Source organism: Marinobacterium maritimum, assembly GCF_039523155.1.
GTDB classification, from domain to species: Bacteria; Pseudomonadota; Gammaproteobacteria; order Pseudomonadales; family Balneatricaceae; genus Marinobacterium; species Marinobacterium maritimum.
Genome location: NZ_BAAAET010000001.1, coordinates 699,745 through 713,235, shown reverse-complemented (window position 1 = coordinate 713,235; position 13,491 = coordinate 699,745). Strand labels below are relative to the sequence as shown.

Here is a 13,491-nt window from a genome sequence, read left to right as displayed (position 1 = left end):
GTGAGTTACGAGGTTTATGGTCCCTACCTGCCGGTTTTGATGCTGCTCACCTTCATCGGTCTCTTCGCCTGGGTTTTGCTGCCCGGCAACAAGAAGGGCTTCGATGAGGCATCCAACCTCCCCTTCGCTGATGAAGAGAAGTCGGATGATGAACAGCAACAGGGTCAGGAAGGGACCCATAACAGGAGAGACAACAAATGAGTGCTTTCTGGAGCGCATGGGTAACCGTAATTACCCTGGCAGTCATCTTCGGCTGCGCATGGCTACTCTTCGCGACGCGCAAGAGTGAAAAGTTCAAGGAAACGACCGACCAGACCGTTGGTCACGCCTTTGACGGTATTGAAGAGTTCGATAACCCGCTGCCGCAGTGGTGGTTCTACCTGTTCGTAGCTACCGTGATCTTCGGCCTGGGCTACCTGATGCTTTACCCGGGTCTGGGTAACTTCAAGGGCATGCTGGGCTGGACTTCCGCGAACCAGTGGGAAGCCGAAATGCAGCATGCAGAAGAGGTATACCGCCCCGTATTCGCCAAGTATGCAGCCCTCTCCATTGAGGACCTGCAGAAGCCGGAAAACGAAGCCGGCCTGAAAATGGGTCAGCGCATGTTTGCCAATAACTGCTCAGTCTGCCACGGATCTGCAGGTACTGGCGCCATCGGCTTCCCGAACCTGACCGATAATGACTGGCTGTACGGTGGCGAGCCTGCCACCATCAAGCAGACCATCACTAACGGTCGTAACGGCGGCATGCCGGCATGGGGTGATGTACTGGGCGAAGACGGTGTTCGTGACGTCGCCAGCTATGTCCGCACCCTGAGCGGCCAGGAAGCGGTAGCAGGCACTGACGTTGCCAACGGCGAGAAGCAGTTCCAGGCACTGTGTACTGCCTGCCACGGCGCTGACGCCAAAGGCATGCATGCACTGGGCGCCCCGAACCTGACTGACGACGTCTGGCTGTACGGTGGTTCCTTCAAGCAGGTTGCGCATACTATCCGTGCAGGCCGTGCAGGCGTGATGCCGGCTCAGAAAAATCTGCTGTCTGAAGACAAGATCCAGCTCATCGCAGCTTACGTTTACAGCTTGTCCAACAAGTAATGACATTAAGCTGAAGAAAAGGCGGCATGACGCAAGTCATGTCGCCTTTTTTATTGTCGAACTAGTATAATATTCGGCATTCCTAATAGATTGGGAATAGACCTGTCGACGTAATCAGCAGTAGGTACTGGCATGAATCAGATACCGGTAAAAGACGTAACACCTCGCAAGGAAGGCAAAGACCAGGTTGAGTCTTACAACCTCTATGCCAAGCGCGAGCATATCTACGTCAAGTTCTACAAGGGCATATTCAAGAACCTCCGCATCATCTCCGGCTTCCTTATGCTGGCGATGTTCTACGGCGTTTCCTGGATTCAGTATGACGGCCGTCAGGCGGTCCTGTTTGACCTGCCCAACCGTCAATTTCATATCTTCGGCCTGACCTTTTGGCCTCAGGACTTCATGCTGCTGTCATGGCTGCTTATCATTCTCGCATTCACCCTCTTCTTCGTCACCGTCTTTGCCGGGCGCCTCTGGTGTGGTTATTCCTGCCCTCAGTTCGTCTGGACCTGGTTGTTCATGTGGGCGGAGCGCGTCGCTGAAGGCGACCGTAACAAGCGCATGCGCCTCGACAAGCAAGGCATGAGCAAGGAAAAGGCAGTTCGCAAGACGGCCAAACACCTGATCTGGATTCTGATCGCCATTGCGTCAGCCGTTGCCTTTGTCGGCTATTTCTCCCCTATTCGCGAGCTGATTCCCAACATACTGGCGTGGGATCTTGGCCCCTGGGAGACCTGGTGGCTGGCCTTTTTCACCGTCGCCACCTATGGCAACGCCGGCTGGCTGCGCGAGCAGGTCTGCATCTACATGTGCCCCTACGCCCGCTTCCAGAGCGTGATGTTTGACCAGGACACGCTGATCATCTCCTACGACGAAGCTCGTGGTGAACCTCGCGGCAGTCGCAAGAAGAATGCCGACAAGGAACAGGCCGGCCTGGGTGATTGCATCGACTGTCACGCCTGTGTCCACGTCTGTCCTGTTGGCATCGATATCCGCGATGGTCTGCAGTATGAATGTGTTGCCTGTGGCGCCTGTGTGGATGCCTGTGACGACATGATGGATCGCATGGGTTATGCGCGCGGCCTGGTGCGCTACACCACGGAGCACGCACTGAACGGCAACAAAACGAAACTGCTGCGCCCACGCCTGATTGGCTACTTTGTTGCCCTGATGGTCATGTTCGGTGCTTTTGCCTGGGCGATCGCTGATCGTGTCCCCCTGGAAGTAGATGTCATACGTGACCGAGGTCAGCTGTATAACAATACGCCGTCCGGTCAGATCGAAAACATCTACACGCTCAAGATCGCCAACAAGGAACAGGTGGACCACCGCTACACCATCTCGATTTCGGGTCTTGACGGCCTGGAGATGGTGACAGAGCCGAACATCACCATTGCTGCTGGCGAGCTGCTGACCTACCCGGTACGCCTGCAGATCGACCCGGACCAGTTGAAGTCCAACAACTCGACCATCGTATTCAAGGTTGAGGCCCTGGGTGATTCCAGCTTCAGTATTGAAACTGAAAGCCGATTCCTTGGTCCTATACCTCAACGATAGTCCCCGTGAACTTTAATTTAGGTTAGAATGACGGCCGGTTCATCCCGGCCGTCTTTATATGCAAGGAGTGTCATGAACACGCACGTCAATCCCCCTGCTCCCTGGTTCAAACAACCCTGGCTCTGGTTCATTCTGGCTCCACTGATTGCCGTTTTTATCTATTCCAGCTTCTTCATGTACATCGCGGTCACCACCAGCGATGGCGTGGTCAAGGAGGACTACTACAAGGTCGCCCGCGGGATGAACATTGACACATCCAAAGCTGATACTGCACGTACGCTGAGCCTTGACGCGGACCTGCGCCTGGATACCGTGACCGGTGATATCAACCTTCGACTCTCCGGCAACCTGGAGTCCTACCCCGATACACTCCACCTGAACATCATCCACCCGACACACCAGAAATATGATCAGCTGCTGATTCTCCGCGGCGTCGATGGTAAAGGGCTCTACGCCGGTAGCCTTGAGGGGCATATCAGCGGCAAGCGCTACCTGTCCTTGACAGCCGACAATGGCAGCTGGCAGCTGCGTCAGGAAATCCTGCCCCCGTTCAATGAGCAGCTTCGCTACTCCCTGACCCCGCAGTGAGTACAGACATGACCGTTCAGCGGACTCAGGCACTGGCACCGTGCTTCCATTGCGGCCTGCCAGTGCCGCCGGGCACTGATTACACCACTATCATCGATGGTGAAGCCAAATCCATGTGCTGCCCCGGCTGTCAGGCCGTGGCACAGACCATCGTCGATGGTGGCCTTGACGGCTTCTACCGCCACCGCGATACCGCTTCGACCTCTGGCGACACCCGCCTTGCCGCCGAATCACATCTGGCCGATGAACTGGCGCTCTATGATTCCGCCTCGATTCAGGCTGAATTCGTGCGCCATATCAGTCCCGAGCAGGCCGAAGCGACTCTGGTCATTGAAGGCATCACCTGCGCCGCCTGCGTATGGCTGCTTGAACACCACCTGGGCCAGCAGCCCGGCGTTGAACAGTTCAGTGTCAACATGAGCAACCATCGTGCCCGACTGGTTTGGGACCCCAGCCAGACCCGCCTCAGCACCCTGTTCGGTGAAGTGCTGCGCATCGGCTACAAGGCCCATCCGTTCCACCCCAACCGTGAAGAGCAGCTGCTGGAGCAGGAAAACAAGCGCGCCATTCGCCGACTCGGGGTTGCAGGCGTTGGCATGATGCAAGTCATGATGATGGCTATAGCGCTCTATGCCGGCGCACTCCAGGATATGGAAGCCCGCTTCGTCGAGTTCATCCGATGGAGCAGTCTGGTGCTTGCCACCCCGGTAGTGCTGTATTCAGCACGCCCCTTTTTCCTTACCGCGCTGCGAGACCTCCGTACCCGCCACCTGAGCATGGACGTACCGGTTTCCATCGCCATTGGTGGCGCATACCTCGCCAGTGTCTGGGCGACGGTCATGAATACCGGTGAGGTCTATTTCGACTCGGTCACCATGTTCACCTTCTTCCTGCTGATCGGTCGTTATATCGAAATGCAGGCAAGACACCGTACCGGCAAGGCCGGCAACGCCCTGATGGATTTGCTGCCCGCCAGCGCTACCTTGCTGCAGGATGGACTTGAAAAGATGGTGCCGGCCTCTGAACTCAAGCCCGGCGACCTGGTGCTGGTACGTCCGGGCCACACTCTGCCGGCCGACGGTATTATCGTTGAAGGCAGCAGTGCTGTGGATGAATCAGCCCTGACCGGCGAGTATCTGCCGATCAGCAAAACGACTGACGACCCGGTCGTGGGTGGCACCATTAACGTGGAACATCCACTCAAGGTGCGCATTACGGAAGTAGGCGCCAATACTCGCCTGTCCGCCATTGTTGGCTTGCTCGACCGTGCTCATGCGGAAAAGCCGATGACGGCCCGAGTGGCGGACCGTGTTGCGCGCTATTTCGTACTCGCCGTGCTGATCACCTCAGCCACCGTTGCCACGGTCTGGTCCTTTATCTCTCCAGAAGATGCCTTCTGGATTACCCTTTCTGTACTGGTTGTCACCTGCCCCTGCGCACTGGGCCTGGCCACACCGACCGCCCTGACCGCAGCCACCGGCACCCTTCGCCAGCAGGGCCTGCTGATCACACGGGGGCACGTCCTTGAGGGGCTCGCCAGCGCCACCCATGTCATTTTTGACAAGACGGGCACCCTGACCGAGGGTAACCTCAGCATCCAGCAGATGCAGCCGGCACGAGAACTGGGCAGCCTGAACCCCTACTCCATTGCTGCGGCTCTGGAGCAGGCGTCAGAGCACCCGATTGCACGCGCGTTCCAACCTTTCTTCAAGCTTCCCGCCTCAAGCACCCGCGTACAGGTTAATGCCGGCGTCGAAGGCGAGGTCGAGGGCATACAATACCGCATCGGCAAGCCCGCTTATGCCGCTGAACTCTATCAGGGCAGCACGCCTGCTCAACCTGACAGGCAGCGGCAATGGCTGCTGCTGGCTGATCACCAGGGGCCGCTTGCCTGGTTCGCGCTCGACGACCAGACCCGCAAGGATGCGGCCTTCACCCTGTCAGCACTGAAACGACTCGGCCTCGAGGTCGGTATGCTGACCGGCGACGACTCATCGGCAGCCAAACGTGTGGCTGATGAGCTGGGTATCGATACCATCAAGCAGGGCGTTTCGCCGGACCAAAAGCTGGCCTACATCAATCAGCTGCAAGCCTCTGGCGCCAGCGTGGTCATGGTAGGTGACGGTATCAATGACATCCCGGTACTGGCTGGTGCCCGCACATCAATCGCCATGGGCTCCGCCACCGACCTGGCCAAGACCAGCGCCGATGCCGTGCTGATTTCCAGCGAGCTTGAACGCCTTGCACTGGCTCTGCTTGTCGCCCGCAAAACACGCACGGTCATCCGCGAAAACCTGGCCTGGGCGCTAATGTACAACCTCGTCGCTCTGCCTCTGGCCGCCATGGGCTTTATTGCCCCCTACATGGCCGCCGTTGGCATGTCCGCCAGCTCACTGATTGTAGTGGGCAACGCCATGCGGCTGTCACGCTTGCCTCGACTGCGTCGCAAGTCTTCGGAGTAATTTATGGAAATCATCTATCTGCTGATTCCGATCGCCATCATTCTGGTCAGCGTTGCCATCTGGGCATTTTTCTGGAGTGTGAAGCAGGGCCAGTTCGACGATCTCGAATCGCCCGCCCACCGCATTCTGTTCGAGGACGATGATGATCTGATTCCCGACGATGCCCGCCCCGATAAGGATAATCGCAAGGACCCATGACACTGATGGAGCCGAGCCTGATTCTGTCTGCCCTGCTGTTCGGACTGGCCGGCAGCACTCACTGTGTTGGCATGTGCGGCGGTATTGCCGGTGGCGTTGCCATGAGCCGCGGTCCCTCAGAACCCGGCGGACTGGCACTGCTGCTAAGCTTCAATGCCGGACGCATCCTGAGTTACGGGGTCGCAGGCCTGTTGATGGGACTGCTTGGCCACGCCTTGAGCAACAACCCTGAACTGACCCGCTGGCTGCGCACCCTGGCCGCACTGATCATGGTCGTTACCGGGCTGTATATCGCCGGCTGGTGGCAGGGAGCCGCCTACCTGGAGCGTCTGGGTGGTTTCGGCTGGCGCCGCATCCAGCCACTTAGCCGCGCGCTCCTCCCTGCAAACACACTGCCCAAGTCACTGGCACTGGGTGGCCTCTGGGGCTGGCTGCCATGCGGCCTTGTCTACACCACCCTGCTTTGGGCCGGCAGTGTCAGCGCCGAACCGGTCAACAGCGCCGTCCTGATGATGGTCTTCGGGCTCGGCACGCTGCCGGCCATGATGACTACGGCCCTGCTGGCCCGGCAGTTTCGCCAACTGCTGCAGCAGCAAGGGGTACGCCGAGGGGCAGGCCTGCTGGTGATCCTGTTTGGTCTCGCGACGGTACCCTGGCAGCTGTGGCTGCCTCACGCTTGATGCTCATCAACCCGCAATGAGAGCGCAACGCCTATAATGCCTTTTTGATTGTTATCCGAGAGGTGTAGTCGTGCCCCAACAGAGCAATGTCAGCTGGGATCTTGATCTTATTCGCCGTTATGATCTTTCCGGGCCTCGCTATACCTCCTATCCGACCGCCATCCAGTTTGACTCCGGCCTGACCGCCGAACAGCTGATTGCATCCGGTCGAGAGACTGCCGATACAAATGCCCCCTTATCACTGTACGTGCACATCCCTTTCTGCGCACATGTTTGCTATTACTGTGCCTGTAACAAGGTGATAACCCGTAACCGCAAGAAAGCCCAGCCCTATCTGGATACCCTGTACCAGGAGATGGAGCAGCTGTCGCAGTGGTATCGTGCAGACCGCGTCGTCAACCAGCTGCACTGGGGCGGCGGCACCCCCACCTTCATCAGTGACGACCAGATGCGTGAGCTGATGCAGGCACTGCGTAGAAACTTCAATCTGCGTGATGATGACCTGGGCGACTATTCGATCGAAATTGACCCGCGCGAAGCCGGCCATGACACCCTGGGCGTGCTACGCGACATCGGCTTCAATCGTATCAGTCTGGGCGTTCAGGACGTCAATCCTGTGGTTCAGGAAGCCGTCAACCGGGTACAGCCGACCGAACAGACCCTTGCGGTACTGGAGCGCTCACGCGCGCTGGGCTTCAAGTCGATCAACATGGACCTGATCTACGGTCTGCCACACCAGAACGAACAGAGCTTTGCCGACACCCTCGAGACAGTGATCGCCATGAGCCCTGACCGACTGTCAGTGTTCAACTATGCCCACCTGCCGGACCGCTTCCGCTCACAGAAACACATCCGTGCTGAAGACCTGCCCTCCGCGGAAGAAAAACTTGCCATCCTGCAGAACAGCATCAATCGACTGCTGGATGCCGGTTACGTCTATATCGGCATGGACCACTTCGCCAAACCGGACGACGAGCTGGCTATCGCCCAGGCGGAAGGCAAGCTGCACCGCAACTTCCAGGGCTACACCACCCACTCCGATTGCGACCTGGTTGCCATGGGCGTGTCGGCAATCAGCCAGATCGGCAACGTCTACTACCAGAACGAGCATGATATCGCGGCCTACAGCCAGGCCGTGACCCAGCAGCAGCATGCCGTGAAGCGCGGCGTTCAGCTTAATACTGACGACCATATCCGCCGCGCAGTGATCACCGCGCTTATCTGCCAGTTCGAACTGGACAAGCGAAGCATTGCTGAGCGTTTTGCCATCGACTTTGACCAGTACTTTGCCGAGGAGCAGGACGAACTGCGTCAATTTGATGCCGATGGCCTGATTGAACTGCAGCCAGAGTCAATTCGAGTCACCCCGGCAGGCCGGCTTTTGATCCGCCGTATCTGCATGGCGTTTGATTCTTATATACCCAAAAAGCAACACTCTCAGAACTTTTCACGCATCATCTAAAGTCGAGGCCCGGTTCCCGGGCCTTTCGCTTCACCCTCGGGGGTAAATGTTACATAATGCGCCGATAGCCATCGTGTGACTAACCAACAAAGGATGCCCTCATGGCCGACTGCAAAAATCAAGGAAAGCTTCACAGCCTGTCTCAGGTGCATTGTAAAACCTGCAGCCTGAGCACGCTTTGCCTGCCGGTCTCACTTGACCTGACAGACATTGATCGTCTGGATGACATTATCGAAAAAAGTCGACCTCTGAAGAAGGGTGAGCACCTGTTCCACCAGGGTGAACCGTTCAGCTCCGTCTATGCCATCCGTGCCGGCACCATCAAGAGCTACACGCTGACCAATGAAGGCGAGGAACAGATCACCGGTTTCTACTTCCCAGGCGAACTGGTTGGGCTTAGCGGCTTTGATGCTGAAAACTACCCGATGTCCGCCAAGGTCCTCGAAACCACAACGGTATGCGAGATTCCTTTTGAGCGCCTGGATGAACTGTCAGGCCAGATGCCTGAACTGCGTCGCCAGATGCTGCGCAGCATGAGCAAGGAACTGCGTGACGACCAGCAGATGATGTTGCTGCTGTCGAAGAAAAATGCCGAACAGCGCGTCGCCACCTTCCTGTTGAAACTGTCTCAGCGCTTCAAGACACGTGGCTACTCAGCGTCAAACTTCCGCCTGTCCATGTCTCGCAACGAGATTGGCAACTATCTTGGTCTGGCCGTGGAAACCGTCAGCCGAATTTTCACACGATTCCAGAAGATGGAGTTGATGCGCGTTGATGGCAAGGAAGTAGAGCTGACCAACCTGGATGAGATGTATCGCCTCTCCGGCGAATCACGCAACGACGAATGCGCTACGCAGCAGGAACATAAAACGTCCTGAGCGTTGAGGGCACCTCTTCTTGATCACCTATGGCCCCCTGTAGAATAAAAAAAGACGTAGCTTCAATGAAGCTACGTCCCAAGTTGCACAATGAAGTAGCCATCTCAATGTGTAACCCAACCCCTGCATTACACCTTTATTCCGTCACTGCGGCATTGAGTTATATCAATTGAGTGCCAACTGGGAGTTACCGCATGTCCTACGATGAGTTCTATGTCAAATCCGTCATCCGTTCGCTGCAGGACTGGCCGGAACCCGGGGTCGTGTTCCGCGATGTTACACCGATCTTCAAGGATCCTAAGGCGATGCGCATGGTGTCGGATGCGTTTATTCAGCGCTATATTGACTCGGACATCACTCATATCGCCTGCATCGATGCCCGTGGCTTCCTGTTCGGCGCCATCATGGCCTACCAGCTCAACCTGCCGCTGGTGCTGGTCCGCAAGAAAGGCAAACTGCCCGGCGAAACCATCCATCAGGAATACACCCTGGAATATGGCACTTCTGCAGTAGAAATGCAGACCGATGCCGTTACCAGCGGCGACCGCGTGCTGCTGTTTGATGATCTGATCGCCACCGGCGGCACTCTGCTCGCGGCCTGCACCCTGGTGAAGAAGCTTGGCGCTGAAGTCGTTGAAGCAGCTGCTGCTGATCGATCTGCCCGATCTTCAGGGTTCAACCCGTATCCAGGAACTGGGCATCCCGGTCTATTCCCTGCTCGCCTTCGAAGGCCTTTGAGGCGATGCGCAACTTGCCAATGCTCTTTAATTACCTATATTCATAAAAATATAATTAAAAGGCTATTGAACATGTTGCGCTCGCTGCTGACCTGCCTGCTCCTGCTTGTACTGCCCGCCTTCGCTCAGGGTGCTACCGTTACCTCGCAATTGAACGGCATAACCCTGAATGCCGAGTTCAAGCAGGGCGAGGGGACTCCCGATACCACCGTGCTGATCACTCATGGCACCCTTGCCCACAACGGCATGGAATTGGTTGTTGCCCTGCAGGACGCTCTTGTCGAAGCCGGACTCAACAGCCTCGCAATCAATCTCAGCCTGGGCATCGACAATCGGACAGGCGCCTATCCCTGTAGTACACCACACACTCACCGCCACCAGGATGCCATTGACGAGATCGGCCACTGGGTCGAATGGCTAGACCAACACGGACAGAATCAGATCCTGTTACTGGGACACTCCCGCGGCGGCAACCAGACGGCCTGGTACGTGGACTCAGCCCGCGCTCTGCCCACAGCCGTCCGGGCGCAGGTGCTGCTGGCCCCCATGACCTGGAATGTCAGTCGCGAAGCGGAGCACTACAAGTCGCGCTACGGCCACTCGCTGGAGAGGGTTCTTGAGCAGGCACGGCAGACCACACAGTCCCTGCTGCAACCCGTCGACATGCTCTATTGCACCCAGACGGCGGCCTCACCCAGCAGCCTGTTGAGTTATTACGCTGACGACTCTCGCCTGCACACGCCCAACCTGCTCAAGACAACACGCCTGCCCACGCTGGTGATCGCAGGATCCAGTGATACGACCGCTCCGGATCTGATTACCGCCATGGCGGCCGTCGATAACACTCAGGTACAGCTACATGTTCTTGACGGTGCCGATCACTTCTTCCGGGATCTGTACACCTACGATGTCGTTGACCTGATAGTGACCCTTTTGGAGTCTACCCCTTGAGATTTCTTGCCCCCCTGTTACTCATCCTGTTCAGCCTGCCATCGAAAGCGTCTGACGGCCTGACTTTCTTTACCGGCTTTGACGTACTCAGGGACACTCAAGCTGAGGCCCAGGTGCTGATCCTGCTCTTCTCGCAGCCTGAATGCGGCTACTGTGACCAGGTACGTGATGGCTTCCTGTTGCCGCTGCAACAACAGCAACGCCCCGAGCTGGTCATTCGTGAACTGAAAGTTCCCGGCTTTGAGGATGTCCGCAATCGCGATAACCAGGTGATGACACCCAGGGCCTTTGCCCAGAGTTATGCGATTAATTTCTACCCCAGCGTACTGATGCTCAGCCTCGACGGCGCTCCCCTGACAGAGCCTCTGGTCGGCATCAGCTCCGTCGATTTTTACGGCTATTACCTCGACCAGGCCATCGAGCAGGCATTAGCCGTCCAGAGTCAGTGATTCCGACGAGCAGCCGCGATAGAATTCCACCGCTTTGAGTTCAATGACACCTTTTGGGAGATACCATGCTCTGGTTTCGCAACCTCATTTTCTACCGCTTCGAACCACCCGCCGGACTGACACAGGAGCACCTTGAGCAGGCACTCGCTGAGCACCCGTTCACCCCCTGCGGCAGCCAGGAGCTGAGCCGCAGCGGCTGGAGCCAGCCCATCAACGAAGCGGAAGAGATGCTGGTATTCAGCAGCAATGGTTTCCTGCTGATCAACCTGATGCAGGAGGAACGTATTCTGCCGGCAAGCGTTGTTCGCGAACAGCTTGATGCGAAAGTCGCCTTGATCGAAGCCGAGCAGTCGCGCAAGGTGTATCGCAAGGAAAAGCTCCAGCTCAAGGACGAAGTAGTCCTGGATCTGCTGCCGCGCAGCTTTACTCGCCGCCGCCGTACCGAAGCGATTCTGATGCCACAACAGGGCTGGATCCTGGTCAACGCCTCCAGCCACAAGCGTGCCGAAGACCTGCTCAATCAACTGCGCGAGGCGCTCGGCTCGCTGGTGGTTAAACTGCCCCAGACCCGGGTTTCGGCTGATAAAGTGATGACCTCCTGGCTGCAGGGTGAATCCATGCCGCAAGGCTGGGCCCTGGAGGACGAGTGTGAACTGCGCGACCCCATGACCGAGGGAAGCAAGATCAGCGCCAAGGGACAGGATCTGCTCTGTGACGAAATCAGCGCCCATCTTGAAGCTGGCATGCTGGTCAAGCGTCTGGCACTGGAATGGCAGCAGCAGATCCGTTTCGTCCTGCATGAAGACCTGAGCCTGCACCGCGTACGTCTCAGTGATGAATACCGCGAACAGCTGGATGCCGAAACACCTGAAGATGTGCTGGCAGCCCGCGATACTGAACTCGCCCGCATGGGGCTTGAGTATGCCCGTCTGCTGCCGGAAGTGCTGGAAGCTTTTGGTGGCGAGCCACAGGAATAGTCTCGCCCGCTCGCGAGTGCGCCGGGCTGATTACTCGGCGCCTTCCCCCATCACGGTAAAGCCCATGCTGGTCCACGCCTGCATGCCACCCCGGTAGTACTTGAGTTTATCCTCTGGATACCCCAGCGCCAGCAGCTTGCGAATCATTGCCGGCGTCTGACCGCACCAGTAACCGTTGCAGAACATCGCGAGGGTTTTGGCCTGGCTGAAATCGTATTCTCCCTGACTGTCCTTGGTAACCCCAAAGTCATCCAGCGCCCAGTCACGATCATCGGCATCATCCATCATCGTATAGGGGTAACTGCGAGCCCCCGGTATCGTCAGCCGCACATGCCAGCCAATGGTGCGGGTATCAATAATCATCACGGATGCATCTTCCTGCGCTTGCATCATGTACTGCACGAACTCCCGTTCGCCAAGCGTTTCCACATCATACGGCTCAAACGGGTGCATCGGCTGAGGCATGCCGCGACTGGTCGTGGCATACAACGGATGAACAAGGTGCTCGGGGTCCTGGTTACGCATGATTTCATAGGTTTCTCCCTCATGCTCAACGGTAAAGGAATACAGCCCCGGCGCAATCATCACCCGCCCCTGCTCCCCTTCTCCCTTAGCCACCGGCGCCACGGCCAGAAACGCCCCGAGCGTAGCCGCTGCCATCCATCGAGTATCCATATTCACCTCCTCCATCAGATAATTTGCATATTATAGAACACCGCCTGATGCCCTACCCGAATCTTTTACCCGGCTTTAAAGCGGCATCGCTTGATCATTATCAAATTGCCGATACACTGACGCCTCAATCAGCAGGAGCTTGCATGTACAGCGTTAAAGAGATTTTCTACACCTTGCAGGGTGAAGGCGCCCAGAGTGGTCGCGCCTCCGTGTTCTGCCGCTTCACCGGCTGTAACCTTTGGTCAGGGCGAGAGCAGGACCGTAAAGGCGCTATCTGCGACTTCTGTGATACCGACTTCATTGGTACCGACGGCCAGAATGGTGGCAAATTCAGCGACGCCGAGGCTCTGGCCGAGCGTATCGACAGTTTTTGGCCGAAAAACAGTGCAGGTCAGCGCTATGTGGTTTGTACCGGTGGAGAACCCGCCCTCCAGCTTGACCCTCCGCTGATTGAGGCTCTGCATGCACGCGGTTTCGAGATCGCCATCGAAACCAACGGCACCAAGCCATTACCGGCGGGGATTGACTGGGTCTGCGTCAGCCCCAAGGGCAGCAGTGAAGTCATTATTACCGAGGGTGACGAACTCAAGCTGGTCTATCCGCAGAGTGCAGCTCACCCCGAACGCTTTGCACAGATGAACTTCCGTCATTTCTACCTGCAGCCACTGGACAGCCCGCTGCAGAACAGTCATACCCGCCGCTGCATCGACTACTGCATGGCCCACCCCCAGTGGAAGCTTAGCCTGCAGACCCACAAGCTGCTGGGTATCGACTAACCCGAGG

General features: G+C 57.3%; 14 protein-coding genes and 1 pseudogene. 14 read left to right on the top strand and 1 reads right to left on the bottom strand.

Annotated features, from left to right (window positions below; all coding sequences use genetic code 11):
• From ABD013_RS03175 to ABD013_RS03115, 13 genes and pseudogenes are all read left to right on the top strand, one after another.
• A complete protein-coding gene (locus tag ABD013_RS03175; RefSeq protein ID WP_343802174.1) occupies window positions 1-201 on the top strand; it encodes a cbb3-type cytochrome oxidase subunit 3 in 201 nt (66 codons plus the stop codon).
• Entirely contained in the window at window positions 198-1,094 is an 897-nt protein-coding gene (gene ccoP, locus ABD013_RS03170; protein WP_343802171.1) for a cytochrome-c oxidase, cbb3-type subunit III, read from the top strand. Before ABD013_RS03175 ends, ccoP begins: the two co-directional genes overlap by 4 nt.
• Before the next feature lie 132 nt (window positions 1,095-1,226).
• Window positions 1,227-2,651, top strand: a complete 1,425-nt coding sequence (gene ccoG, locus ABD013_RS03165) for a cytochrome c oxidase accessory protein CcoG (RefSeq protein ID WP_343802168.1) — start codon at window positions 1,227-1,229, stop codon at window positions 2,649-2,651.
• A 72-nt stretch (window positions 2,652-2,723) separates the two neighbouring features.
• The gene (locus ABD013_RS03160) at window positions 2,724-3,239 is read left to right on the top strand and encodes a FixH family protein (RefSeq protein ID WP_343802165.1); all 516 of its coding nucleotides are present in this window, start codon (window positions 2,724-2,726) and stop codon (window positions 3,237-3,239) included.
• 8 nt (window positions 3,240-3,247) lie between these two features.
• Window positions 3,248-5,701, top strand: a complete 2,454-nt coding sequence (locus tag ABD013_RS03155) for a heavy metal translocating P-type ATPase (RefSeq protein WP_343802162.1) — start codon at window positions 3,248-3,250, stop codon at window positions 5,699-5,701.
• Between the two features lie 3 nt (window positions 5,702-5,704).
• A complete protein-coding gene (gene ccoS, locus ABD013_RS03150) occupies window positions 5,705-5,899 on the top strand; it encodes a cbb3-type cytochrome oxidase assembly protein CcoS (protein WP_343802159.1) in 195 nt (64 codons plus the stop codon).
• Entirely contained in the window at window positions 5,896-6,579 is a 684-nt protein-coding gene (locus ABD013_RS03145; RefSeq protein WP_343802156.1) for a sulfite exporter TauE/SafE family protein, read from the top strand. The genes ccoS and ABD013_RS03145 overlap by 4 nt, the downstream gene beginning before the upstream one ends.
• Window positions 6,580-6,649: 70 nt before the next feature.
• Window positions 6,650-8,041 carry an oxygen-independent coproporphyrinogen III oxidase gene (gene hemN / locus ABD013_RS03140; protein ID WP_343802153.1) on the top strand — a complete coding sequence of 464 codons (1,392 nt, stop codon included), beginning with the start codon at window positions 6,650-6,652 and terminating at the stop codon, window positions 8,039-8,041.
• Between the two features lie 101 nt (window positions 8,042-8,142).
• On the top strand, window positions 8,143-8,919 hold the full coding sequence (gene fnr, locus ABD013_RS03135; protein WP_343802150.1) for a fumarate/nitrate reduction transcriptional regulator Fnr: 777 nt from the start codon (window positions 8,143-8,145) through the stop codon (window positions 8,917-8,919).
• A 194-nt stretch (window positions 8,920-9,113) separates the two neighbouring features.
• Window positions 9,114-9,657, top strand: a pseudogene (locus ABD013_RS03130) (adenine phosphoribosyltransferase).
• A gap of 71 nt (window positions 9,658-9,728) precedes the next feature.
• Window positions 9,729-10,607 (top strand): alpha/beta hydrolase, encoded by an 879-nt coding sequence (locus ABD013_RS03125; protein ID WP_343802147.1) that lies wholly within the window; start codon window positions 9,729-9,731, stop codon window positions 10,605-10,607.
• Window positions 10,604-11,056: a thioredoxin family protein gene (locus ABD013_RS03120; RefSeq protein ID WP_343802144.1), complete on the top strand. Its 453-nt coding sequence runs from the start codon at window positions 10,604-10,606 to the stop codon at window positions 11,054-11,056. Before ABD013_RS03125 ends, ABD013_RS03120 begins: the two co-directional genes overlap by 4 nt.
• A 65-nt stretch (window positions 11,057-11,121) precedes the next feature.
• Window positions 11,122-12,033, top strand: a complete 912-nt coding sequence (locus ABD013_RS03115) for a recombination-associated protein RdgC (RefSeq protein WP_343802142.1) — start codon at window positions 11,122-11,124, stop codon at window positions 12,031-12,033.
• A 30-nt stretch (window positions 12,034-12,063) separates the two neighbouring features.
• On the opposite strand, the gene ABD013_RS03110 is transcribed toward ABD013_RS03115, so the two are convergent.
• On the bottom strand, window positions 12,064-12,708 hold the full coding sequence (locus tag ABD013_RS03110; protein ID WP_343802139.1) for a rhodanese-like domain-containing protein: 645 nt from the start codon (window positions 12,706-12,708) through the stop codon (window positions 12,064-12,066).
• A gap of 143 nt (window positions 12,709-12,851) precedes the next feature.
• Here ABD013_RS03110 and queE point away from each other — a divergent pair, with 143 nt between their 5' ends.
• Window positions 12,852-13,484, top strand: a complete 633-nt coding sequence (queE, locus tag ABD013_RS03105; RefSeq protein WP_343802136.1) for a 7-carboxy-7-deazaguanine synthase — start codon at window positions 12,852-12,854, stop codon at window positions 13,482-13,484.
• Window positions 13,485-13,491: the final 7 nt, after the last annotated feature.

Bases quoted from the DNA above. Each gene is read 5' to 3' on its own strand.
- ABD013_RS03145 (WP_343802156.1), top strand. From the start codon at position 5,896: ATGACACTGATGGAGCCGAGCCTGATTCTGTCTGCCCTGCTGTTCGGA.
- ABD013_RS03160 (WP_343802165.1), top strand. From the start codon at position 2,724: ATGAACACGCACGTCAATCCCCCTGCTCCCTGGTTCAAACAACCCTGG.
- ABD013_RS03155 (WP_343802162.1), top strand. From the start codon at position 3,248: ATGACCGTTCAGCGGACTCAGGCACTGGCACCGTGCTTCCATTGCGGC.
- queE (WP_343802136.1), top strand. From the start codon at position 12,852: ATGTACAGCGTTAAAGAGATTTTCTACACCTTGCAGGGTGAAGGCGCC.
- ccoP (WP_343802171.1), top strand. From the start codon at position 198: ATGAGTGCTTTCTGGAGCGCATGGGTAACCGTAATTACCCTGGCAGTC.
- ABD013_RS03110 (WP_343802139.1), bottom strand. From the start codon at position 12,708: ATGGATACTCGATGGATGGCAGCGGCTACGCTCGGGGCGTTTCTGGCC.
- ccoG (WP_343802168.1), top strand. From the start codon at position 1,227: ATGAATCAGATACCGGTAAAAGACGTAACACCTCGCAAGGAAGGCAAA.
- ccoS (WP_343802159.1), top strand. From the start codon at position 5,705: ATGGAAATCATCTATCTGCTGATTCCGATCGCCATCATTCTGGTCAGC.
- fnr (WP_343802150.1), top strand. From the start codon at position 8,143: ATGGCCGACTGCAAAAATCAAGGAAAGCTTCACAGCCTGTCTCAGGTG.
- ABD013_RS03125 (WP_343802147.1), top strand. From the start codon at position 9,729: ATGTTGCGCTCGCTGCTGACCTGCCTGCTCCTGCTTGTACTGCCCGCC.
- ABD013_RS03115 (WP_343802142.1), top strand. From the start codon at position 11,122: ATGCTCTGGTTTCGCAACCTCATTTTCTACCGCTTCGAACCACCCGCC.